We start from the raw sequence: 22,135 nt of genomic DNA on the forward strand, positions 1-22,135 counted from the left end.
ACCCAGTCGGGATCCGGCGCTCATCGGTCAGTTGTCGAAGCCGACCTCGTCGACGAGCAGGCTGGCGTCCTTGCGGTGCGCGGCCACCTCGGTCAGCGGCAGCGGATCGATCTTCAGGTCGCCGAACGAGGCGACGATCGGGTCGAGCGGGGCGCCGGCCTTGACCGGGTACTCGTAGTTCGCCTCGGCATAGAGCTTCTGCGCCTCGTCGGAAACGAGGAATTCGAGCAGCTTGACGGCGTTGTCGCGGTTCGGCGCATGCTTGGCGAGCGCGGCGCCCGAGACGTTGACGTGGGTGCCGGCGCCGTCCTTGAAGGTCGGCAGGATCACGTTGATCGCGTCGCCCCAGGCGACCTGCTCCTCACCGCCCTTGCCCGAGCGCATCAGGCCGACATAGTAGGAATTGGCGACGCCGACGTCGCAGAGGCCGGCGAGGATGTCGCGGGCGACGTCGCGGTCACCACCGCCGGCCTTGCGGGCGAGGTTGGCCTTGACGCCCTCGAGCCAGCCTTCGGCGACTTCCGCGCCGTCCTTGGCGATCAGCGCCGCAATCAGCGACGTGTTGTAAGGGTGCTGGCCCGAGCGGATGCAGACCTTGCCCTGCCACTTTGGGTCGGCGAGGTCCTCGTAGGTCATCGCGGTCTCGGTGACGCGCTCCTTCGAGGTGTAGATGACGCGGGCGCGCATCGAGAGCGCGAACCACTGGCCGTCCGCGCCGCGCAGGCTGGCCGGGATCGCCGCCTCGAGGACGTCGGACTGCACCGGCTGGGTCAGGCCGCGATCGACGAGGTCGATCAGGTTGCCGTAGTCGACCACCGAGAACAGGTCCGCCGGCGAGTTCTCGCCTTCGGTGGCGACGCGCTCGCCGAGGCCTTCCTTGACGAAGATCGTGTTGACCGTAATGCCGGATTCGGCGGTGAAGCGCTCGAACAGCGGCTGGATCAGGCCGGGCTCACGCGTCGTGTAGACGTTGACCTCGTCGGCCGACGCCGCGGCGGCACCGATCACGACGGCGGAGGCGGCGAGCGCGGCGCGCAGAAGATGATTTCTGATCATGATGTGTCGACTCCAATCGGCAGGGTCCAAGGCCCTGTCACCGGACTTCTTCGGGGAGCAAAACTTGAGCCCCCGGCTCTAGAAACCGAGCGGACTATAGGTTCCCGAGAAGGTGAGTCAACGAGAAACAATGCATAAACAATAACTTGGAACAATTCTAAAAAGCTGGCGTGCAACACTCATGTTTTGCTTCATGCATGGCTCGCATACCTCGCAGTATTGCGGGTCGACAGCGCACAAGAAAAAAGGCCCGGGCGAACCCGGGCCTCAAGTTGGTGCCAAAGGGCGTTGCCGCCCCTCCTACCCCGGAGGCACGATCCGTGGACGCGCGGCGGCCGACAAGCCGCCGCGGCATCACATCTTTTCGGCGATGATGTTGCCGAGGCGGAACAGCCTCTGCTCGATGATCACCGGAACTTCGCAGACGAAGCTGAGCGACTTCTGCCGGTCGCCGAAGACACGGGTCTCCCAGTTCAGCTCGTCGTAACGCTGGTTGACCTGCATCTGGTCGACGTTCGGGTCGTCGCGCATCTTGTCGATCGACGCGGTACGACCGCGCAGGTCGTCCGCCATCGCGCGCTGCTTGCGGGCAAAGCGGCCGATGCCGAGGATGACGTCACCGCGCTCGGCATTGAGCTTGGTGAACACGCCGGCAAACAGCGACGTCAGGCGCGCCGCACGGGCGTCGCCAGACTCTTCGGCGAACGCGTCGATCGCGGCCCGCGCCTCGTCCATCGTGGTGCGCCGCGCCGCGAGCGTATCGACCAGCCTCACCACGGCCGGGTCGTCGCGCCAGGTAGAGACCGCGTCGCCGAGGTCCGGACCGGTCCAGACCGTCGCCAGCGTAATCTCCGGGACCTTGCGCTGCACGCAGGGCCAGTTCGGATCGTTCGGATCGCCGACGGCCGCCGCCGGGGCAGATGCCCCGACGACTGCCAGCGCGACCACGGCTGCCGCCACCGTGTTGAACCGCCTCATCACAACTCCGCTCCCCGAGGACCCGGCCTCTGTGGGCCGGCACCTCACTTTACAATGAACTTGCCCTGGACGCCGCGCGGCTCGAGGCCCCGGCAGGACCACGGAAACTCGCCCGTCCGCACCGGCACGAAGAAGAGTTCCGCCTCGCCTTCGTCGAATTCGAGCTCGACGAAATACGGCGCCTTGATCTCCAGACCGCCGGCCTCGACCTTGCGGAAGAAGGAGTTGCCGAACAGGCCCGGCGAAATGAAGGCGCATTCCTGCAGGCCGGTCGAGGTGATCTTCAGCTGGTAGAGCTTGCCGGTCTCCAGTTCGTAGTCGTTCTGCGACACGCCGAAGCCGAATTCGCCGAGGCCGAGTTCCAGCGGCGGAAGATCAGTTCCGCGGATCGCCAGATCGCCGGCGGCAAACGCCGGGGCAGCGGACAGCAGCACGGCCGCTGCGGCGACGATAGCATTCTTCATGATCGTTTTCTCCCTCACGATTTTTTTCCGGAGCCGCTGCGACAACGACTCCGCCGGTTCAGTCGGATGGCCTCGAATGCCGAAAAGGCAGCGGCGCCCGGCGCGGCCGGGCGCCGGATTGCGTCAGTTCGGCGAAACGGCCACGCCCCAGGGGAAGCTGCCGACACCAACCGACCTGATCACCTCGTTGGTCGCGACATCGACGATCGAGATGTCGTTGGACACGCCGTTGGTCGTGATCAGGTATTTCTCGTCGGGAGTGAACTCGAGCTGCCAGACGCGCTGGCCGACGAGCAGGTAGTCCTTGACCTCGTAGGTCTCGGCATCGACGACCGCGACGCGGTTCGCCGGTCCGAGCGCCACATAGGCGGTCTTGCCGTCGTTGGTGATCTTCACGCCGACCGGCTGAACCGCCTCGGAGCGGACGCCGTCGATCTCGAAGGTGATCTTCTGCGTGATCTCCTTCGACGCCACATCGATCACCGACACGGTGCCGCCGATCTCGGCCGACACCCAGACCTCCGAGTTGTCGGCCTTGAACTCGGCGATGCGCGGGCGGCTGTCGACCAGCACGTTCGCCACGATTTCGTGGGTGTCCGTGTCGATGAAGTGGGCCATGTTCGTCGTTTCCGACGTGTTGACCACGTACTTGCCGTCGGGGCTGACGCCCATGCCTTCCGGCTCGACGCCGACCGGGATCTCGACGATTGCGGTACGGGTCTCGAGGTCGATCACGGTGACGAGGTTGTCGTCCTCGTTGGCGACGTAGAGCATGGTGCCCTCGGGGTTGAGGACGAAGAGCTCCGGATCGGGACCCGAGGGCAGCGTGTGCGAGATCTGGTTGGTGGCGGTGTCGATCACCTCGACGGTGTCGTCGTCACCGACGCAGACGTAGACCCATTTACCGTCGTGCGAGACGGTAATGCCGCGGGGGCGCTGACCCACCTTGATGGTGTCCGTCACTTCCCAGGTGGTCGAGTCGAGGACCGTGACCGTGTTGTCCCTCTCGTTCGAAATGTAGACGGTGTAGGCGGCTGCCGGAGTGGCAGTCATGGCAACGCCGCACATCAGCAACGCGAGCCGTTTGATCAACATCGGTCCTGTCCTCCCTGACCCTTGTTATCGCCACTGCCCGGTTGTCGGGCAGCGCGTCTCAGACCCCGCCGCGGGGGCCCGTATTTCCAAGCCTCTGCCGCAGCCTCCCCTCAGAAGCTGCATTTCGTCTCGGGCTCGTCGTACCCCATCGTGTCGAGCAAGGAATTCGGGTGCAAGAACCCCTCCTGCGGCGACACGGAGACCACAGAGAACCCGTCAGCTAGCAGAATAGGTTGGCGAAGTTGGTGGTTCCACTTACGGATTGTTAATTTTTCACCTTTGAATGCTGCAACCGAGAAGCGTTCGTCCAACATCGCCTCGCGGATCTTCGCCAGCTCATTCGACTGAGCCTTGGTGGCCGCATCACCGACCATGCGCACCGCCGTCCAGGCGTTGATATCGAGCGACTGCATGGGGCGGGTGTTGAGCACGCCGAAGCGGTTCTGCATCTGGAAGCCGGCCCACTGCTCGTGGTTCGGCGTCCAGGTGGTCGGGATCAGGCCGGCCGAGCCGGCGACGGGACGCGGATCCCAGGTGCGGAACGGAACGTAGGTGCCGAAGATCTCGCTGTCGTCGGCAACGAGGACGACATCGTGCGCCGGCGCATTCTGGGTGAACACGGGCATCTGCCGCTGCACCTGAACGTGACCGGAGTCGGTGCGGCGGGCGGTGTCGGTCTCGCTGTAGACGCGTTCCTCGACGATCTGGCCGCCAAAACGACCGGCCGCGCGCTTCAGCGCCTCGGCCCATTCCTGGTCCGCCGGCAATGCCCCGGTGAGCAGGAACCAGCGCGGCCATTTCTTCCAGACGAGATACTGGGCGAGCGCGTCGGCCAGCATGGAGTGGCTCGGCTGGATGTGGAACACGTTGGCGCGGCAGTCTTCCTCGCGCAGCCGCTCGTCCTTGGCGGAGATGTTGAAGAGAATGCCGGCCTTGTCGGCATCGGCGTCGGCAAGTGCCAGCACCGCGTCGGCGGGCACGTCGGTGATGATGGCGACGACGCCCTGGTCGATGAGCTTCTGGCGTGCCGCCAGCGCTTCCTCGAGCGTCTTCGCCGGCTCGACGAGCAGGTGGAACTCCTGCTTGGTGAACGTGCCGGTCGTGTTGTTGTCGCGGATCGCCGACAGCGCGCCGGCGACGCCGAGATCGTCCGGCGGGTTCTGCGACAGCGACAGCGTCAGCGACTTTTCCTTCCACTCGACGTAGCCGATGCGGATCTGCTGGAAGTCGGGGTTGGCCGGCGTGACGTCGTTCACGACCGGGGCAGCCGGGGCCGCCGTCTGGGCGGCCGCCGGGGCGGTGTTCGCCGCCGCCAATAGTGCCGCCGCGACCACGGCGAGCGAAATGCCGCAGATCCGATGCAGGATTCGACGACCGCTACCGGTGCTCGACATTCGAATGGGCAGCTTGCCCTCGCCATTGGCACCCATCAGACAAGTTCTCCCTAAATCAAGCCGGGATATTTTTCCGGACATCCGGCCCCGGTTCTGTTCATAGTCGTCAAGCTGCCCATGGCCGCCCAAAGAACGGCTGCCGGATAACCGGAGGAAATCTTCCATGCGAACCGCAATGATTGCCGCGATTCTTCTTTTTGCAACGCCCCTCGCTGCGCAGGAAACCGGGAAGAAGGTGGCGATCTTCGACTTCGAACTCGTCGACACCAGCCTCGACGGCGAGATGCTCGGCACCACCGATGCCGAGTTCTCGCGACTGGCGATGATCGGAGATCGCCTGCGGGCCTACTACGACGAGCACGCCGACTTCACGATCATCGGGGCGCCCGAGGTCGCGACCGAAGGTCGCAAGCACAATCTGCAGTCCTGCGGCCAGTGCGACGTCAAGATCGCCCGGGAGGCCGGTGCCGACCTCGCCGTGACCGGCGTCGTGCAGAAGGTCTCCAACCTGATCCTGTCGCTGACCATCTATGTGCGCGACACCGAGAGCGGCGAGATCGTGCAGATGGCCGGGACCGACATTCGCGGCAACACGGACGAATCCTGGGGCCACGGCCTGCGCTGGATGGCCAAGAACCGGCTGCATCTGATCCCCGCGAAATGACGGGCCGCGGAGCGAGCGAGCGCCGTGGCGGCAGGAGCGGGATCGGTGCGGCGCACCGGAACATGTTCCCGCCGATGGACGGGAACAAACTACAACTGCTTGACAGCAAACCCGAAGTTACAAAAATTTTAGATCGGATCGCCGCGGCGCTTCCGTATATAGAAATCGCCTTGGCAGGCCGGCGCAGACCGGCCGCCAACGGCCGGGTGCGCCCAGTGGCGCATCTGCGTGAGGAGATGTTCCGAGATGAACCTGATCGACATCGTCATGACCGTCTGCCTGCTCTCCGACCCGAACAGCTGCCGGGAACACCGGATCCGCTACGAGTCGTTCGAGCCGCTCAAGCAGTGCGTGTTCGACGCCCAATTCTACATTGCCCAGTTCATGGGCGACCATCCCGAACTGAAGCTCACCAACTGGGGCTGCGCCTATCCCGGCGAGGCGCCCGAGCCGAAGAACTCCTGACCGGAGACGGCGACCGCCCGGGGGCGGTCGCCATCCAGTAGTGCGTGGGACGGGGGCGACCGCATGACGACCGAGACCGCGAACGCCTCGCCTGCCCCGCCGGCCGTTGCGCTTGCGGTTGCGGGACTCTCCCACGCCTATGGCGAGCGCCGCGCGCTCGACGACGTCAGCTTCGAGATGCGGGCGGGCCGCTTCACCGCCTTGCTCGGGCCGAACGGCGCCGGCAAGTCGACCCTGTTCGCGCTGATCACCCGGCTGTTCGATACGCGCGCCGGCGCCATCACCATCGCCGGCCGCGACCTTTCGTCCACCGGGGCGGCGGCGCTGGCGCCGCTCGGCGTCGTCTTCCAGCAGACGACGCTCGATCTCGACCTCACCGTGCGGCAGAACTTGCGCTACTTCGCGCGGCTGCGCGGCATGTCGATCCGCGACGCCGACAAGCGGATCGACGAGGAGCTCGACCGCCTCGAGATGCGCGAGCGGCTGAAGGAAAAGGTGCGCAACCTCAACGGCGGCCACCGGCGCCGGGTCGAGATCGCCCGCGCCCTGCTGCACGACCCGCGCGTCGTGCTGCTCGACGAGGCGACCGTCGGCCTCGACGTGCCGAGCCGCAAATCGATCGTTGCGCATGTGCACGAGCTCGCCCGCGACCGCGGCATCGCCATCCTGTGGGCGACCCACCTCATCGACGAGATCCTGCCCGGCGACGACCTGATCGTGCTGCACAAGGGGCGGATCATCGAGAGCGGCGGCGTCAGCGACGTGGTGGCGCGCAGCGGCGCGGCCGATCTCGACGCGGCGTTCGCGCAGCTCACGCGCAAGGATGCGCCGGCCGAGGGAGCCGCGGCATGACCGAGATCACCGGCATCGTCTACTACCGCGCCTTCGTGGGCATCGTGCTGCGCGAGGTGCTGCGCTTCCTGCAGCAGCGCGAGCGCTTCTTCTCGGCGCTGGTGCGCCCGCTCGTCTGGCTGGTGGTGTTCGCGGCGGGTTTCCGCGCCGTGCTCGGCATCGCGATCCAGCCGCCGTACCAGACCTACATCACCTACGACGTCTACATCATCCCCGGGCTGATCGCGATGATCCAGCTCTTCAACGGCATGCAGTCGTCGCTCTCGATGGTCTACGACCGCGAGATGGGCTCGATGCGCGTGCTGCTGACGACGCCGCTGCCGCGCTGGTTCCTGCTGACGGCGAAGCTGTTCGCCGGCGCCGCCGTCTCGGTGATCCAGGTCTATGCCTTCCTCGCCGTCTCGGCCCTGCTCGGCACGACCTTTCCGGCCTGGGGCTACGTCGTGGCGCTGCCGGTGATGATGCTGACCGGGCTGATGCTCGGCGCGCTCGGCATGTTCCTCTCCTCGACGATCAAGCAGCTCGAGAACTTCGCCGGGGTGATGAACTTCGTCATCTTCCCGACCTTCTTCCTCTCCTCGGCGCTCTACCCGCTGTGGCGCATGCGGGAGTCGAGCTACATCGTCTGGCAGCTCTGCACCTACAACCCCTTCACCTACGCCGTCGAGGCGCTGCGCTTCGCGCTCTACGCGAAGATCGACCCGCTCTCGATGCTGATCGTCGCCGCCGCCCTCGCGGCGTTCCTCGCCGGCGCGGTCTGGGGCTACAACCCGACGCGCGGGTTCACCGCGCGCAAGGGCGGGCCGGCGGAGTAGGTTTTTGGGTGGGCTTCGGGGTGGTCGAGAGGCCGTTACCCCTCCCGACCCGGCTGCGCCGGGCCACCCTCCCCACGAGGGGGAGGGATGAGGCCGCGGCACGGCGGTGTTCAGTCGGCATCGCCGAACTCACTGAAGTCGTTGAGGTCGCAAACCCATCAGCGACAACATCCCTCCCCCTCGTGGGGAGGGTGGCCCCGCCGAAAGGCGGGGTCGGGAGGGGTAACGGCGTCGCCTCGCGTTCAGCGCCAGCGACCGACCGACTTCCCTACTCCGCCAACACCCGCGTCGACGGGAACGTCACCTGCACCAAAGTCCCCTGCCCCACCCCGCTGTCGATGCGGAAGTGGGCGCGGTTCGCCTCCACCAGCGCTTTCGTCAGCGGCAGGCCGAGGCCGGTGCCGCGGCCGGCGCGGGTGGTGTGGAGCTGGCGGAACGGCTCCAGTGCCTTCTGGATATCGGTCGGGCTCATGCCGACGCCAGTGTCGCGCACGCGCAGCGCCACCTCGCCGTTGTCCTCGTAGATCGACGAGACGATCACCTGCCCGCCCTGCGGCGTGAACTTGACGGCGTTGGAAAGCAGGTTGAGCACGATCTGGCGCAGGCTGCGCGCATCCGCCACCACGTTGGGCAGCACACTCGACAGGCTGGTGCGGATGATGATCCGCTCGCGGTTGGCCTGCGGCTGCATCAGGGCGACGCAGTCGCGCAGCACGTCGTTGACCGCCACCGCCTCGAAGGAGAGGTCGAGCTTGCCCGCCTCGATCTTCGACAGGTCGAGCAGGTCGTTGACGAGGCTCATGATGTGGTTGCCCGACATGTTGATGTCGCGCAGATATTCCTTGTAGCGCTCGCTGCCGACCTGGCCGAAGCGCTCTTCCATCATCACTTCCGAGAAGCCGATGATCGCGTTGAGCGGCGTGCGGATCTCGTGGCTGATCTTGGCGAGGAACTCCGACTTCTGCGAACTCGCGTTCTCGGCCTGGCGTTTCGCCGTGGTGAGCTCTTCCTCGACCCGCTTCCAGTGGGTGATGTCGCGCAGCACCGCGCAGAACTTGTCGCCGCTGACCCGGCCCATGGTCATGAACAGCGGGATGTAGCCGCCCTGGCTGACCGCGCCGATCACCTCGCGGCCGTCGTTGAGCACGCTGGCGACGCCGTTGCGAGCGAGGCCGTCGAGATAGTCGAGCGCGGCGCGGTGGCTTTCGGGGGCGAGCAGCTCGATGAAGCGGCGGCCGACGATGTCGGCGCGCTCGGCGCCGAACAGCGCCTCGGCCGAGCGGTTGCAGCCGATCACGGTCGCCGCGGCATCGACCACGACAACGCCGTCGGTGGCGGTGTCGAGGATCGCCTCGAGCTCGGCGAGCCGCTGCTCGGCGCTGGTCGCCCGCTCCGGGGCCGTGGTGTCGACGGTTTCGCGCAGCACGATCAGCGAGGCGGGGCCGCCGCCGTGCTGGATCGCGTGCAGCGTCGCGGTCACCGGACGCTCGACGCCGTCGGCGCGGCGGATGGCCGCCTGGCTCTCGTTCTCGCGCAGCGCCCGGCCGGCGAAGGCCTGGGCGATGCCGCCGGCGGCCGCAAAAGCGTCGGCATCGGCGAAGCCGACCAGCTCGAGGAAGGCACGGTTGAGCGTCACCGCCTCGCCGTCCTGCAGGATCACCATCGCGACCGGCAGCCGATCGAGCACGGTCGCATCGACCGTCGTCGGCTGCGGCGGCACGAGCCGCGGCGCCGGACGGACCGGTTCGCGGCGCGGCTCGCTCGTCACCGGCTCGTCGTAGCGGGCGCCGAGCGCCTCGGCGATCTGCCGGAACGCCTCGCGCTCGGGCCGGCTGAGCTCGCGGCCGCCCGTTGCCGGCGCTTCGGTGCGCACGAGGCGCGGCACCACGGGCGAGGGAATGATCTGCGCGCCCGGATGCACGGGGGCCACCTGCTCCGGCGCCGCGCGGACGACGACGGCGGCGGGGGCCGGGGCATCGGCGACGGGGGAGCCCGGCGCGGGGGATTCGGGGGGCGTGATGGCGTCCTCGGGCGTGATGGCCACGGCCTCGGATGCCGGGATGGCCTCCGGGGTCGTATCGATGTCCGCCGGGGGGGCGGCGTCCTGCGCGGCGGCGGCGGCCGGGTCGACAGTCAGGGCGGTTTCCGGCGCGGCGGGCGCTGCGGCCGGCGTCGCATTCGGGGCGTCCGGGCCGATGTCGGCCGCGGCCACGTCGGGGGCAGCGTCGCTTGCGGCCTGAGACCTGGTGTCGGCGTCTGAGTCGGAATCGACCGGCTCGGCTGCAGACTCGGGGACAAGCTCTTCGTCGCCGGTGAGCTCTTCGGCTTCCGGCAGCAACCCAGCGTCGTCGTCGCCGTAGTCGGCCATCGCGACGGGCGCGGCGTCGATGGCCACGGTGGGCTCGTCGGACGTCGCGACCGGTTCGTCGGCAGCGGCGGCCTCGGCGTCGATGCCGGAGACGTCGATGCCGGAGACGTCGCCGGTCGCGGACGCCGCGTCGGCCTCGGCCTCGGGCCCGATCGCGGAATCGGTGTCGATCCCGGCGACCACTTCGGGCTCGGTTGCGGGAGCAGCGTCGGTCAGGGGTTCGGCGGCCGGCTCGATCTCGGCAATGGGATCGCCGTCGGCGTCGACCACCATGCCCGGCGCCTCGGGGGCGACTTCGGCCTCCGGGGACTCGGACGGCGCGGCGCTGCCGTCGAGGTCGAAGAGCAACGGCTGGGGTTCGGACGCCTGCGGCTCGGCGTCGGGCACATCCGTTTCGGGCTGCTGCGCAGCGACATCCGCATCGAGCCCGGCGGGCCCGGTATCGGCTCCGGGTGCATCGCCATCGGCCTGCAGAGCAGCGTCAGTTGCGTCCGTCCCGGTGTCCATCTCCGGCGCAAACAGGCGGTCGGCGCCCGGCAGCGACGGGTCGGCGGCCGTCTCCATCGCCGAAGGGCCGACCGCGTCGGTCGCGTCCGCGGCGGGTTCCTCAGAGGGCTCGATCGAGACGGCTTCGGCCGGCGTCATGTCGGCATCGGCCGGGTAGGTCGCCGTCTCCGACGCCTCACCCGCCGCCCAAGCGGACGGCGCGGCGTCCGCGACGTCGGCCGGGGTCGCCTCTGCGACCTCGGCCCCCAGCGGCCCGGCCTCGTCCGGTGCCGGATCGTCGACGAATCCGGCAGCCGGCCGCGGTTCCCGCGCGCCCTCAGTGGCGGACGGCGGAGTTGCGTCGGAGGCGAGCGCTGCGGCCGGGACGGCCGCCAGCAGCATCGAGCCGAGCCGGAAGGCCGGCGCCGCGGCAGCCGCAGCTGGCACGACGGGCGCCGGTGCGTCCGACGTGGCGGGCTCGGCGGCGGGTGCGACAGCCTCCGATGCGGGTTCGGCGGGGTGAGGGACGCCGGCAGCGGCCCCCGTGAGCGGGGCGGCGAGCGGCTGCGGCGCGTCGGTGCGGCAAACGCCGAAGCCGCGATAGCCGCGGAAGCTGCGGTCGCGGGCGAACACCGGCATGCCGGTGAGGCCGACCGGCAGGGCCAGCGCCTGATCGTCGACCGGCCAGCTCACCTCGCGCGAGGTGAAGGTATCGCGCCGCGCCAGCGCCGCGGCGATGCGGCCCGGCGGGTCAAGCTGCAGGCGCGCGGCGACGGCGGACCAGGTCTCGCCGACGACCGCCCCGGCATCGGGCCCGACGGTCGCGGCGAGGTCGGGCGAGACGAAGTCGAAACGGGTCTCGGCATCGAGTTCGAAGACGAAGCGCACCGGGCGGCCGTGCGTCGGCGGCGCGAAGCGGGTGGTGGCGGCGGCAGACGCGTCGATGCCGGCATCGGCGCTGGTGGCGGCGGCCTCCGCGGCGGGTTCGGTGGCAGCCGGCGCGGTGTCAGGCGCAGCCTCCAGCGGTCCGCCCAGGACCGCATCCAGCGCGGTCTCGTCCGGGGCGGGCTCGTCCAGAGCGGATTCGTCCGGCGCAACCTCGTCCGAGGCCACCTCGTCCGCGGCGATAAACTCCGGTGCGGTTTCGTCCGGTGCGGTCTCATCCGCGGCGAACTCGTCGAGCGCCGTTTCGCTCGACACGGCCTCGTCCGCGACGATCTCGTCCGGTGCGGTTTCGTCCGGCGCGGCCTCGGCATCGGCGAACCCGTGGAACGCCGTTTCGTTCGAAACGGCCTCGTCCGCCGCGATCTCGTCCTGAGCCGTCTCGTCCGGTCGCACCTCGACGGGCGCAATCGCGTCGGTGGGGGTCTCGTCCGTAGCGGTTTCGTCGGGGCCCACCTCGTCCGGGACATCGACGGCGGACGCAGCCGGCTCGGCCGCAAGCGGCGCTTCAACCGCCTCGGCATCCGGCGCCGCAGACGACGGCAGGATCTCGGTCTCGTCCAGGTCATCCGCCGCGTCGGCGGCGTCCGGCATCGGCGCGGTGACGGACGCCTCGGGGAAGACCTCCGAAGGAGCCGCTTCCGGCGCAACCGGGTCCGGGCCCGTCGTCTCGGGCTCCGCGGCTGCGTCAACCGCGGGCTCGGCAGGGGTTTCGTCGGTATTGAGGGCCGGCTCGACGGCCTCGGACGCGATTGCGACGACGTCGGCGGCGGCCGAATCCGCGGCTTCGGCGACTCGGTCCGCGTCGTCCGGCGCCGAACCGGCGAGGTCGGACCCGGCAGCCAAAGGCACCGCGATCTCGTCGGCGGCGGGAACGTCGTCGGCGGGCTTTTCGGGGGTCGGGGCGATGGCGTCGGCGTCCGGCTCGACCCGCGCGGCACTCTCGTCAGCAGCAACGGCTTCCGCCGCGGCGATCTCGACCGGGGCCACGGTTTCCGCAGGCGCTGTGTCAGCCGCGACAGCAGGCTCCGCCGGGGCAGAGCTCACGTCCGAGGCGGCAGCCTCTGCGGCGGCGGTTTCGACCGGGGCAGCGGTTTCCGCCGGCGCAGAGCTCACGTCCGAGGCGGCAGCCTCGACCCGGTCGCCGTGGTCCGGGGTGGCGGCCGGGCGCGGGATGGGGAGGCCGGCGCCGGCCTCGACCGTGTACCGGTGTGCGGTGTCCGCGGCGGGCGGCGGCGGCGCGGCAGCCGGCGGCGCCGCGACGGGGGCGGCGAGCGCGGCGGCGAAGGCGGCGTGACGGGTGGCGAGTTCGGCGGCGGGCACGGCGATGGCCGGGCCATCGACCACGGCGATCAGCACGGCGGCCTCGCCGGCGGCGCGCAGCCGGGCGACGCGGCAGGTGAGCGTGACCGGGCACAACCCCTTGAAAACGCGCAGGCGTTCGAGCCGGCCGGGGCCGGCCGCGGCGGCGACGCGGGCGATCTGCCGGGCGAGCGGGTCGTCGGCCGGCAGTTCGGCGCCGAGCGGTCCGCGATAATCGGCGGCGCCGAGGAAGGCTGCGCCGGCGGCGTTGAGCCAGAGCAGGCGGCGTCCGCTGCGGTCGTAGACGAACGCCGCGCGCGCGTCCCCCTTGAGCGCGGCGACACCGGGCTCCGCATCGAAGGCGACGAACGCTTCCGCGCCGTGGATCATCGACAGTCCGCCTCCGCAATCCGGCGTTTTTGCCGGGGGACTTAACGCCCTGTTAATATAGACGACCCGCGGGCTCCGCCACAGGGGAGCAGCCGGCGGAGGTCGCGATTTCCGCCCAGAGTTAACAACGACGGCTTAGCGGGCGCGCGTTAAGGAAGCGGGGCGTCGATCGCCGCAATGCGATCGATCCCGGAAAGGAACCGGGAAGGTGGCGCCGTTCGCCCGCGGCCGGGCCGGCGCCGGCGGTGATTGCCACCCGGCGGGGGACGTGTTGAAGTGCCCCCGTCCCGCAGGCGTTCCCGGCGGGCTTTCGGAGGAAAAAGCCATGGCCAAGAGCTCCACCCCCCCGCCCGGCGCAGAATACGTCGAGCCGCTCCGCGCCGCGACCGAGCAGAGCATCCAGCATGCGCGCAAGGCGTTCGACGAGATGATGAGCGTCGCGCACAAGTCGGTGGCGAGCGTCGAGGCGAACACCTCGACCGTGCACGGCAAGCTGCGCGACATGGGCCGCGATACGCTGGAGTTCACCGAGGCGACCGTCGATGCCTCCTTCTCGCTGGTCGAGGCGATGAGCCGGGCGCAGTCGCCGCAGGAGGTGCTCGAACTGCAGCAGAAATTCATGCAGCAGCAGATGGAACGGTTTGGCGCCCAGGCCCGTTCTGCCGGGGAATCCGCCGTCAAGGCGGCGCAGGACCTGACCAAGCCGTTCGAGCGCTGACCGCCACCGCCGGCCGGTCGCCCGATGTCGCCCTGCGCCGACGGTCCCGACCGCCGGTAGCGACTGTTGCCGGCCGGACCTGCCGGCGAACGGCCCGGAAATCTCCGTGCAACCACTTATGGTGCAGTGCAACATAGATATTGCATTGCACCACAAACGCGCCTATATTCTTCTTCGAACACCGGGGAGCAACGGCTGCCCGGTCGAAACGGACGCCGGTGCGATCGTCGCACGGCCGTCTCGGCGGGGGTTCATCATCGCCTCGCCCAGCCCATGCCCCGTGCGGTCCCGGCTCCGACGCGCCGCGTCGACCGACCCGCTCCGGGGCACCGGATCGAAGGAGTGAAACAATGACCGAAGCCGAGAAGACTGCCGCCACCGTCACCAAGGTCGCCCGCGAGACCCGCGCGAAGGTCGCCGAGAAGACCAACGAGGCGTTCGACGCCTTCACGATGCAGAAGGTCGAGATGCCCGAAGCGTTCCGCGAGATGGCCGAAAAGTCCGTCAAGCAGGCGAAGGACGGCTACGAGAAGCTGCGCGTGGCCGCGGAAGAGGCGACCGACATGATCGAAGACCAGTTCGAGACCACCCGTTCGGGCCTCGTCGAGCTGAACACCAAGGCCGTCCTCGCCGCCAAGGCGAACTCGGACGCCGCGTTCAAGTTCATGACCGAAGTGATCACCGCCAAGACCTTCTCCGACGTGATCAGCCTGCAGTCGACCTACGCCCGGTCGCAGTTCGAGCTGATGACGGCGCAGGCGAAGGAAATGCAGGAGCTTCTCACCAAGCTCGGCACCGAAGTCTCGCAGCCGGTCAAGGACGTGTTCGAGAAGACCATCAAGCAGGCGAAGGCGGCCTGATCACGGTTCGATCGGCGACGCTCCGCTCACGCGGAGCGATCCGCCCGGATCGCCTTGCCCGGCCCTGTTGCCTCTGATGCCATGCCGAAGGGCACCCCGCCACCGCGCCGGGTGCCCTTTTGCTCTTGCCGCCGGGGCCACTCCCGCCGGTTTGTGGAAGCCGTCATCTCCGTCCGTGTTTGCTCTTGCATCCCGGAAAGCTTCCCACTAGGTTCCCCCTCGCTTACGGGCAGCTGTAGCTCAGTTGGTTAGAGCGTCGGATTGTGGCTCCGAAGGTCGGTGGTTCGAGACCACTCAGCTGTACCATTTTCCCCCACTCCTTCTCTGAATCCGCCGGTTTGGTGGATTTGATGCGAGAGCGGCGGACAGTTTTTTCCATTCGACGTCGGGTTTTCTGCTTAGCGCGTGCACGGACGGCTGTTCCATCCGTGGCTCGGCACATCTGAAATCCGCACTTCACTCCGCGCCGCTCAGCCGCCTGAGATCGGCATAGACCGCGTCGTTGCCGGCCCAGAGCGGCCCCGGCGCCTCGAGGTTGCCGGCGAATTCGGCGCGTCCGCCGGCTTCCCGAATCAGCACCACCCCCGCCAGGCTGTCCCAGGCGTAGACCGTCGGGTCGTAGTAGCCGGCGAGCCGGTTGGCGGCGACGTAGGCGAGCATCAGCGCGCCCGAGCCGACCCGGAACATCACGCCGCCCTCCGCATAGAGCGCGGTGACGAAGCGGCCCGCGCCCTCCGGGTCCGCCCGGTCGTTGGCGCCGAAGCCGATCGCCGAAGAGCGGATCGTCCAGTCGGCGTTGAGGATCAGCGGCCGGCCGTTGAGGGCCGCGCCGCAGCCGGCCTGTGCCGTATAGGTCTCGCGCAGCATCGGGGCGTGGACGACCCCGGCGACGGGCTCGCCGTCGCGGACCACGGCGACCGAGATCGTCCAGTTCGGCTGCCCGACGAGGAACGGCATCGTGCCGTCGATCGGGTCGATCACCCAGGCATAGGGCGAGCGCCCCGCCGAGGTGCCGGCCTCCTCGCCGATCACGGCGTCGCCCGGAAAGCTCTTGCCGATCGCCCGGCGCAGATGCCGCTCTACCGACCGGTCGGCCTCGCTGACGAGATCCTGCGGCGAGCGCTTCGCCTCGATGGTCAAAACGCCCGAGCGCCGGCGGAATCCCTGTGCCATCCGGCCCGCGGAGCGCGCGATGCGTTCTGCGACGGCGAGCCGCGCGCCGGTCTCGTGCTGGATACTCACGACCGCGTCCATTCCGGCCTCTCCTTGTCCCCGCTTGCGGATCAAAGCCGATTTCGCGAATTGATACCATTGAAATTTGGAAATTACATTTGTATTGTGCGATCCGTGGCGGCGCGGAGAGCCGTTACAAGTGCTTGGAGGAGCATGTGTTTTTCCCACGGCAACGGGAGAGGCCCCAGTAGCTCGGCAGTGCCGATGCCGCCGGGGAGCCACGCCGGGGTGACCTGACTGACGAAGCAAGGGCGGCCGTCCCGGTCGCCGGGATGGAGGGTCGAGGCGGCGTTCGTCGTCGTTTCGGCCAACGAAGAAGTCTTGCCGAAATTTCAAGGAGGAGTTGAAATGAAGCGCCTGAACAAATTGGCCGTCAGTGCGGTTGCGCTCGCAACCGCCACGGCATGCATGTCGAGCACGGCCCTCGCCGACTGGCTCGAGGAGGCGGCGAAGCCGCTGGCCGGCACCGAGATCAGCGGCATCTTCCTCGATCGCCCGGGCTACCGCGCGATCATCAAGCTGCTGCCGGAATTCGAGGCCAAGACCGGCATCAAGGTGAACTACGAGATCGTTCCCTACGAGAACACCCGCGAGAAGACGGTGCTGAACTTCACCTCGCAGGGCGACCTGACGATGGCGCTGGTCGACCTCGTCTGGATCGGCGAGTTCGCCGAGAACGGCTGGATCGACCCGATCGAGAACTTCACCAGCGACGCGTCGATCACCGATCCGAACCTCAATCTCGACGGCTTCTTCCCGCTGCTGCTGAACGCCTTCGGCTCCTGGGGCGGCGTGACCTACGGCCTGCCCTTCGACAACTACTCCGGCCTGCTGTTCTACAATTCCTGCATGCTGAAGGATGCCGGCTTCGAGAAGCCGCCGGAGACCTGGGACGAGGTGATGAACGTCTACGCGCCCAAGCTGACGGACGCGAGCAAGAACCAGTACGGCTTCGCCCTGCAGTCGTTGCGCGGCGAGACGCAGTCGGCCGACAGCTTCATGCGCTTCCTGTGGCCGTTCGGCGGTTCGCTGCTGAACGCGGAGTTCAAGTCGAACCTGCTCAGCCCCGAGAGCCAGGCGGGCCTCAAGTTCCGCCAGGACCTGATGCAGTACATGCCGCCAGGCATCGTCAGCTATGACCACGCCGAGGCGGTCAACGCTCTCGCGCAGGGCCAGGTGGCGATGATCACCGAGTGGTCCGCCTTCTACGGCACCCTGACCGACCCGGCGACCTCCAAGCTCGGCGACTGCCTCGCCGTCGCCCCCGAGCCCGCCGGCCCGGCCGGCCGCCTGCCGGCCCTCGGCGGCTTCTCGCTCGCCGTCGCCGCACAGGCGAGCGAAGAGCAGAAGAAGGCCACCTGGCTGTTCATCCAGTGGGCGACCTCGGAAGAGATCGCGAAGTCCTACGTCGAAGCCGGTGGCGTGTCCGGCCGGATGGCGGTCTACGAGGATCCGGCGATCAAGTCGCAGTACAAGTTCGTCGAGCCGATGGTTGCCTCGTGGCAGGCCGGCGTGCCGGAGTTCCGGCCGCGCTTCCCGTCCTGGCCGGGGATCTCCGAAGTCGTCGCGGAGTGGGGCTCCAAGATGATGCTCGGTGAAGTGTCCGCCGAAGAGGGTGCCAAGCAGATCGGCACCCGGATGGAGGACATCCTGACGAAGGACGGCTACTACGACGGCTCGAAGAAGCTGTTGCAGTAAGACCCGCGCAGCGGTGCCGCCGAGGCTCGTCCCCGGCGGCACCGGACGGGACATCCGGTGCCGGGCTTTCCGCGCGAAAGTCCGGCACCGCCTTCGCAGCCCGACATCCGGAGCGCTTCGCCCCATGCTGCAGCTTCACAGGCAAGCCACCGAAGAAATTTCCGCCTGTCTCGCCAACGTCGCCCCGGGCGACTTCGAGGCGGCGGTCGAGCGGATCGCGACGGCCCGCCGCATCGCGCTCTACGGCGTCGGACGCGAGGGCCTGCAGATCAAGGGACTGGCGATGCGCCTGTTTCATCTCGGCCTCGCGGCCGCGGTGGTCGGCGACATGACCACCCCGCCGATCGGCCCCGGCGACCTCTTGATCGTCTCGGCCGGCCCCGGCGACTTCTCGACCATCGCGGCGCTGATGGGCGTCGCGAGCGAGGCGGGGGCCAAGACGCTGCTGGTGACGGCCGAGCCGTCCGGCGGCGCGGCGGCACGGGCCGACACGGTGCTCACGGTCCCGGCGCAGACCATGGCCAGCGACCAGGGCGCGAGCGCCTCGGTGCTGCCGATGGGGTCGCTGTACGAGGGCGCGCTCTATGTGCTGTTCGAACTGATCGTGCTCGCCGTTCGCGACCGGATCGGGATCACACCCGCCGCGATGCGCGCCAACCACACCAACCTCGAATAGGCTGCGGTCCGCGGCACGACGACGGACGAGGAACGCAAACCCATGGCCCAAAGCAAGGCAGTCCCGAACCGAGGCTACGGGCGGTGGACCCCGTTCTGGTTCCTCGCGCCCGCCGTGAGCGCGCTGCTGCTCGTCGGCATCTACCCGACGATCTTCGCGCTGGTCACCTCGTTCCGGCAGTACAACATCACCCGGCCGCGCGACGGCTATCCCTTCATCGGCTTCTCCAACTACGCCTCGGTGCTCACCGACGGCACCTTCTGGACCAGCCTCGGGACGACCGCGCAGTTCTACCTCACCGTCCTGCCGGTGCAGATCGTGCTCGGACTGTCGATCGCCCTGCTGCTGCACAAGCCGGGGCTCGGCCTGCTGAAGTCGCTCGCCCGCGTCACGCTGGTCGTGCCGCTCGCCACCACCTATGCGGTGGTCGGCCTGATCGGGCGGCTGATCTTCAACCGCGACTTCGGCGTCGCCAACCAGTTCCTCGACACGATCGGCATCGGCGGCTTCGACTGGCTCGGCTCGACGTCGGGCGCCTTCGCCGCCATCGCGATCATGGACATCTGGCAGTGGACGCCGTTCTGCGCGCTGTTCTTCCTCGCCGGCCTGTCGATGGTGCCGGGCGAGATCGAGGAGGCGGCGCGGCTGGAGACGAGTTCCAAGCTCGCCATGCTGCGCTACGTCCAGCTGCCCTATCTGCTGCCCAGCCTGACCGCGCTCCTGATCCTGCGCTCGGCCGACGTGCTGAAGCTGTTCGACATGGTGTTCGTGATGACGCGCGGCGGCCCCGGCTCGGCGACCGACCTCATCTCGATCTACATCCAGCGTGTCGGCTTCCGCGTGTTCGACCTCGGCATGGCCTCCGCCCAGGCGATCCTGCTGCTGATCCTCACCATCGTCATCAGCCGGCTCTACATCCGCGTCCTGTACAGGGAAAACTACTGATGCGCCTCAGCAGCGGAACGTTCCTCCACGCGCTCGGGCTGACGGCGGTCGTCGTCTTCTCGCTGTTTCCCTTCTTCTGGATGGTTTCGGCCAGCTTCAAGTCGCAGACCGACATCCTGGCGTCGCCGCCGGTGTGGTTCTTCATGCCGACGCTCGACAACTACCGGGCGATCTTCGCGGAATCCCAGGTCGTCGGCGCCGTCGTCAACTCGCTGATCGTCGCCACGGCAACCACCCTGCTCTCGGTGCTGCTCGGCACGCCGGCCGCCTATGCGCTCGCCCGCTTCGAATTCCGCGGCAAGTCGGACCTCTGGTTCTGGTTCATCTCGAACCGCATGCTGAGCCCGATCGTGCTGGCGCTGCCGATCTACCTGCTCGCGCTGCAGCTCCGGCTGCTCGACACGCACCTCGTGCTGATCCTCGTCTACCTCACCTTCAACCTGCCGATCGTGGTGTGGATCTGCACCGACCAGTTCAAGTCGATCCCCCCCGACATCGAGCAGGCGGCACGACTCGACGGCGCCGACCAGTTCACCATCTTCCGCAAGATCTACCTGCCGCTGGGTGCGCCCGGCATCGCGGTCTCGGCGATCTTCTCGTTCATCTTCTCGTGGAACGAGCTGCTCTACGCGCTGGTGCTCACCCGCCGCGCGGTGCAGACCGCGCCGGTCGCCGCCACCAACTTCATGTCCGGCTACGAGCTGCCGTGGGGCAAGATCATGGCGACGGGCACGATCATCGTGCTGCCGGTGACGATCTTCGCGCTGATCGTGTCACGCCACATGGTGCGCGGCCTGACGATGGGAGCGACGAAATGACGGAGAGCCGGCCGCTGGCCATCGGGATCAACCTCTCCTTCTGCGTCAAGCGCTGGGTGACGCCCGAGCTCTGGGCGCCGGTGGTGCGCGAGCGGCTCGGCCTCGACCTCGTGCAGTTCTCCTACGACCTCGCCGACCCGCTGTGGCCGGCGGCGGTGCTGGAGCGGCAGGCGGCCGCGATCCGGAATGTCTCCGCCGACCACGGCATCACGGTGCACAGCGCCTTCATCGGCCTCGCCCACTACACCTTCAACCAGCTGCTGCATCCCGACCCGGACGTGCGCGACTTCGCGCACGTGTGGCTGGAGCGGGCCTACGCCTTCGCCGCGGCCGCGGGCATCACCCGGGTCGGCGGCCCGCTCGGCGCGATTGCCTCGCGCGTCGACGGCGCCGAGCCGGAGGCGCTGGATGAGCGCGAGTACGACGGGCTGGTCACCCGCATGCTGAGCCTCGCCGAGCGGGCGAAGGCCGAGGGCCTCACCGAGCTCTATGTCGAACCGACGCCGATGCGCCGCGAGTGGCCGTGGACGATCCCGCAGGCCCGCCGCATGATGCAGGACGTCGCGGGTGCGGCGGTGCCATGGCGGCTCTGCCCCGACTGGGGTCACGGCACGTTCCAGCCGCTCTATGGCGCGGGCGCGGACAGCATGGAGCCGTGGTTCGCCGGCCTCGCCGACGTCATCGGCGCCGTCCACATCCAGCAGACGGACTTCCAGTACGACCGGCACTGGGATTTCACCGTGCCCGGCGCGGTCGACCCCGCCGCGGCGGCGGCCGAACTCCGCCGCAACGGGCTCGGCGACGTTCCCGTCTTCCTCGAGGTCTTCTATCCCTTCGAGCGCGACGACCGGTCGATCCTCGAGGCGGTCGCCACCACGGCACAGATCCTGAAAGGGGCGATGGCGTGAGGAACGGCCGCCCATGAGCACGATCTCGCCCGACGAAACCGGCCTCGCGCCGCAGGATTTCGCGACGCAGCAGGTGCGCGCGCGCGTCGCGTGGTTCTATTTCGTCGGCGCGCTGACGCAGCAGGAGATCGCCGACCGGCTCGGCCTGACGCGGCTGCGGGTCAACAAGATCCTCGGCCAGGTGCGCGCCGACGGCTCGGTGCTCGTCGACCTGCGCATGCCGCTCGCCGGCTGTGTCGATCTCGAGCAGCGGCTCGCCGAACGCTACGGTCTCGGCGAGGTCAGCGTCGTGCCCTCGCTCGACGACGAGGCGGAGCTGCAGCGGGTGGTCGGCGAGGCCGCCGCCATCATGCTCGACCGGCTGCTGCAGAACGGCATGGGTCTCGGCATCGGCTGGGGCAATACGCTGAAGGCGGGCCTGCGCCGGCTGACCCCGCGCGTGCTGCCCGACAGCTGGGTGACGTCGATCATGGGCGGGCTGACGCGCGGGTCGGGTTCGAGCACCTTCGAGGTCGCGACCGGCTACGCGCGGGCGATCTCGGCCGAGTGCTACTACCTCACGGCGCCGCTGTATTTTCCGACCGTCGAGAGCCGCGAGGCGCTGCTCGCCCACCACGGCATCCGCGAAAGCATGCGGCGGGCGCGCGCGGCCGACATCGCGCTCGTCACCTGCGGCGACATGACGGCTCGCTCGCTGCTGGTGAAGACGCCGACCGTCTCGGAAAACCTCGAGGGCCTGCTGGCGGCGGGCGCCGTCGGCGACCTGCTCGGCGTGTTCCTCGGCAAGGACGGCCTGCCCGTCGACCACCCGCTCAACGAGCGCGTTCTCAGCCTGACGCCGGAAGAGCTCCGCTCCGTGCCGCATCCCATTCTCGCGTCGGGTGGCAGCTACAAGACCGAGATCATCCGGGCCGTGCTGAAGGCCGGCTACGTCAAGCATCTCGCCGTGGACGAACGCTGCGCCGAAGCCCTTCTCGACGATCGCCGCTGACCGCGCGCGACCGAAGC

The 22,135-nt window shown here is 68.6% G+C and carries 19 protein-coding genes and 1 tRNA gene; 13 read left to right on the top strand and 7 right to left on the bottom strand.

Annotation, left to right across the window (positions count from 1 at the left end):
• Positions 1-27: 27 nt before the first annotated feature.
• The 5 genes from I5731_RS10625 to I5731_RS10645 form a co-directional block, all read right to left on the bottom strand.
• The gene (locus tag I5731_RS10625; RefSeq protein ID WP_197311364.1) at positions 28-1,056 is read right to left on the bottom strand and encodes a Fe(3+) ABC transporter substrate-binding protein; all 1,029 of its coding nucleotides are present in this window, start codon (positions 1,054-1,056) and stop codon (positions 28-30) included.
• 354 nt (positions 1,057-1,410) lie between these two features.
• Positions 1,411-2,034: a hypothetical protein gene (locus I5731_RS10630; RefSeq protein WP_197311365.1), complete on the bottom strand. Its 624-nt coding sequence runs from the start codon at positions 2,032-2,034 to the stop codon at positions 1,411-1,413.
• Positions 2,035-2,078: 44 nt separating this feature from the next.
• Positions 2,079-2,498 carry a cupredoxin domain-containing protein gene (locus I5731_RS10635; RefSeq protein WP_197311366.1) on the bottom strand — a complete coding sequence of 140 codons (420 nt, stop codon included), beginning with the start codon at positions 2,496-2,498 and terminating at the stop codon, positions 2,079-2,081.
• A gap of 123 nt (positions 2,499-2,621) precedes the next feature.
• Positions 2,622-3,593 carry a YVTN family beta-propeller repeat protein gene (locus I5731_RS10640; RefSeq protein WP_197311367.1) on the bottom strand — a complete coding sequence of 324 codons (972 nt, stop codon included), beginning with the start codon at positions 3,591-3,593 and terminating at the stop codon, positions 2,622-2,624.
• Positions 3,594-3,703: 110 nt separating this feature from the next.
• Entirely contained in the window at positions 3,704-5,152 is a 1,449-nt protein-coding gene (locus I5731_RS10645; protein ID WP_235981705.1) for an ABC transporter substrate-binding protein, read from the bottom strand.
• Positions 5,153-5,222: 70 nt separating this feature from the next.
• On the opposite strand from I5731_RS10645, the gene I5731_RS10650 reads away from it, so the two are divergent.
• From I5731_RS10650 to I5731_RS10665, 4 genes are all read left to right on the top strand, one after another.
• A complete protein-coding gene (locus tag I5731_RS10650) occupies positions 5,223-5,651 on the top strand; it encodes a DUF3280 domain-containing protein (protein WP_328838607.1) in 429 nt (142 codons plus the stop codon).
• A gap of 246 nt (positions 5,652-5,897) precedes the next feature.
• On the top strand, positions 5,898-6,116 hold the full coding sequence (locus I5731_RS10655; RefSeq protein WP_197311368.1) for a hypothetical protein: 219 nt from the start codon (positions 5,898-5,900) through the stop codon (positions 6,114-6,116).
• A gap of 63 nt (positions 6,117-6,179) precedes the next feature.
• Complete coding sequence (locus I5731_RS10660; protein WP_197311369.1) at positions 6,180-6,968, top strand: ABC transporter ATP-binding protein; 789 nt, start codon at positions 6,180-6,182, stop codon at positions 6,966-6,968.
• Complete coding sequence (locus I5731_RS10665; protein WP_197311370.1) at positions 6,965-7,783, top strand: ABC transporter permease; 819 nt, start codon at positions 6,965-6,967, stop codon at positions 7,781-7,783. The genes I5731_RS10660 and I5731_RS10665 overlap by 4 nt, the downstream gene beginning before the upstream one ends.
• Before the next feature lie 268 nt (positions 7,784-8,051).
• On the opposite strand, the gene I5731_RS10670 is transcribed toward I5731_RS10665, so the two are convergent.
• On the bottom strand, positions 8,052-13,271 hold the full coding sequence (locus I5731_RS10670; RefSeq protein ID WP_197311371.1) for an ATP-binding protein: 5,220 nt from the start codon (positions 13,269-13,271) through the stop codon (positions 8,052-8,054).
• A 325-nt stretch (positions 13,272-13,596) separates the two neighbouring features.
• Between I5731_RS10670 and I5731_RS10675 the strand changes: the two genes are divergently transcribed.
• The 3 genes from I5731_RS10675 to I5731_RS10685 all read left to right on the top strand — a co-directional run bounded on the left by I5731_RS10675 (position 13,597) and on the right by I5731_RS10685 (position 15,155).
• On the top strand, positions 13,597-13,989 hold the full coding sequence (locus I5731_RS10675) for a phasin family protein (protein ID WP_197311372.1): 393 nt from the start codon (positions 13,597-13,599) through the stop codon (positions 13,987-13,989).
• 350 nt (positions 13,990-14,339) lie between these two features.
• Positions 14,340-14,849: a phasin gene (locus tag I5731_RS10680; protein WP_197311373.1), complete on the top strand. Its 510-nt coding sequence runs from the start codon at positions 14,340-14,342 to the stop codon at positions 14,847-14,849.
• 229 nt (positions 14,850-15,078) lie between these two features.
• Positions 15,079-15,155, top strand: a tRNA-His gene (locus tag I5731_RS10685).
• A gap of 150 nt (positions 15,156-15,305) precedes the next feature.
• On the opposite strand, the gene I5731_RS10690 is transcribed toward I5731_RS10685, so the two are convergent.
• On the bottom strand, positions 15,306-16,103 hold the full coding sequence (locus I5731_RS10690; protein ID WP_197311374.1) for an inositol monophosphatase family protein: 798 nt from the start codon (positions 16,101-16,103) through the stop codon (positions 15,306-15,308).
• Positions 16,104-16,490: 387 nt separating this feature from the next.
• Here I5731_RS10690 and I5731_RS10695 point away from each other — a divergent pair, with 387 nt between their 5' ends.
• The 6 genes from I5731_RS10695 (at position 16,491) to I5731_RS10720 (ending at position 22,118) form a co-directional block, all read left to right on the top strand.
• Positions 16,491-17,780: an ABC transporter substrate-binding protein gene (locus I5731_RS10695; protein ID WP_235981706.1), complete on the top strand. Its 1,290-nt coding sequence runs from the start codon at positions 16,491-16,493 to the stop codon at positions 17,778-17,780.
• A gap of 124 nt (positions 17,781-17,904) precedes the next feature.
• On the top strand, positions 17,905-18,456 hold the full coding sequence (locus I5731_RS10700; RefSeq protein ID WP_197311376.1) for an SIS domain-containing protein: 552 nt from the start codon (positions 17,905-17,907) through the stop codon (positions 18,454-18,456).
• A gap of 42 nt (positions 18,457-18,498) precedes the next feature.
• The gene (locus I5731_RS10705) at positions 18,499-19,401 is read left to right on the top strand and encodes a carbohydrate ABC transporter permease (protein ID WP_197311377.1); all 903 of its coding nucleotides are present in this window, start codon (positions 18,499-18,501) and stop codon (positions 19,399-19,401) included.
• Complete coding sequence (locus tag I5731_RS10710) at positions 19,401-20,219, top strand: carbohydrate ABC transporter permease (RefSeq protein ID WP_197311378.1); 819 nt, start codon at positions 19,401-19,403, stop codon at positions 20,217-20,219. Before I5731_RS10705 ends, I5731_RS10710 begins: the two co-directional genes overlap by 1 nt.
• The gene (locus tag I5731_RS10715; protein WP_197311379.1) at positions 20,216-21,127 is read left to right on the top strand and encodes a sugar phosphate isomerase/epimerase family protein; all 912 of its coding nucleotides are present in this window, start codon (positions 20,216-20,218) and stop codon (positions 21,125-21,127) included. The genes I5731_RS10710 and I5731_RS10715 overlap by 4 nt, the downstream gene beginning before the upstream one ends.
• A 13-nt stretch (positions 21,128-21,140) precedes the next feature.
• Entirely contained in the window at positions 21,141-22,118 is a 978-nt protein-coding gene (locus I5731_RS10720; RefSeq protein ID WP_197311380.1) for a sugar-binding transcriptional regulator, read from the top strand.
• Positions 22,119-22,135: the final 17 nt, after the last annotated feature.

The sequence above is a fragment of the Methylobrevis albus genome, from assembly GCF_015904235.1.
Lineage (GTDB): Bacteria > Pseudomonadota > Alphaproteobacteria > Rhizobiales > Pleomorphomonadaceae > Methylobrevis_A > Methylobrevis_A albus.

Coding starts and splice junctions, on each gene's coding strand:
- I5731_RS10625 (WP_197311364.1), bottom strand. CDS start 1,056: ATGATCAGAAATCATCTTCTGCGCGCCGCGCTCGCCGCCTCCGCCGTC.
- I5731_RS10630 (WP_197311365.1), bottom strand. CDS start 2,034: ATGAGGCGGTTCAACACGGTGGCGGCAGCCGTGGTCGCGCTGGCAGTC.
- I5731_RS10635 (WP_197311366.1), bottom strand. CDS start 2,498: ATGAAGAATGCTATCGTCGCCGCAGCGGCCGTGCTGCTGTCCGCTGCC.
- I5731_RS10640 (WP_197311367.1), bottom strand. CDS start 3,593: ATGTTGATCAAACGGCTCGCGTTGCTGATGTGCGGCGTTGCCATGACT.
- I5731_RS10645 (WP_235981705.1), bottom strand. CDS start 5,152: ATGGAAGATTTCCTCCGGTTATCCGGCAGCCGTTCTTTGGGCGGCCAT.
- I5731_RS10655 (WP_197311368.1), top strand. CDS start 5,898: ATGAACCTGATCGACATCGTCATGACCGTCTGCCTGCTCTCCGACCCG.
- I5731_RS10660 (WP_197311369.1), top strand. CDS start 6,180: ATGACGACCGAGACCGCGAACGCCTCGCCTGCCCCGCCGGCCGTTGCG.
- I5731_RS10665 (WP_197311370.1), top strand. CDS start 6,965: ATGACCGAGATCACCGGCATCGTCTACTACCGCGCCTTCGTGGGCATC.
- I5731_RS10670 (WP_197311371.1), bottom strand. CDS start 13,271: ATGATCCACGGCGCGGAAGCGTTCGTCGCCTTCGATGCGGAGCCCGGT.
- I5731_RS10675 (WP_197311372.1), top strand. CDS start 13,597: ATGGCCAAGAGCTCCACCCCCCCGCCCGGCGCAGAATACGTCGAGCCG.
- I5731_RS10680 (WP_197311373.1), top strand. CDS start 14,340: ATGACCGAAGCCGAGAAGACTGCCGCCACCGTCACCAAGGTCGCCCGC.
- I5731_RS10690 (WP_197311374.1), bottom strand. CDS start 16,103: ATGGACGCGGTCGTGAGTATCCAGCACGAGACCGGCGCGCGGCTCGCC.
- I5731_RS10695 (WP_235981706.1), top strand. CDS start 16,491: ATGTCGAGCACGGCCCTCGCCGACTGGCTCGAGGAGGCGGCGAAGCCG.
- I5731_RS10700 (WP_197311376.1), top strand. CDS start 17,905: ATGCTGCAGCTTCACAGGCAAGCCACCGAAGAAATTTCCGCCTGTCTC.
- I5731_RS10705 (WP_197311377.1), top strand. CDS start 18,499: ATGGCCCAAAGCAAGGCAGTCCCGAACCGAGGCTACGGGCGGTGGACC.
- I5731_RS10710 (WP_197311378.1), top strand. CDS start 19,401: ATGCGCCTCAGCAGCGGAACGTTCCTCCACGCGCTCGGGCTGACGGCG.
- I5731_RS10715 (WP_197311379.1), top strand. CDS start 20,216: ATGACGGAGAGCCGGCCGCTGGCCATCGGGATCAACCTCTCCTTCTGC.
- I5731_RS10720 (WP_197311380.1), top strand. CDS start 21,141: ATGAGCACGATCTCGCCCGACGAAACCGGCCTCGCGCCGCAGGATTTC.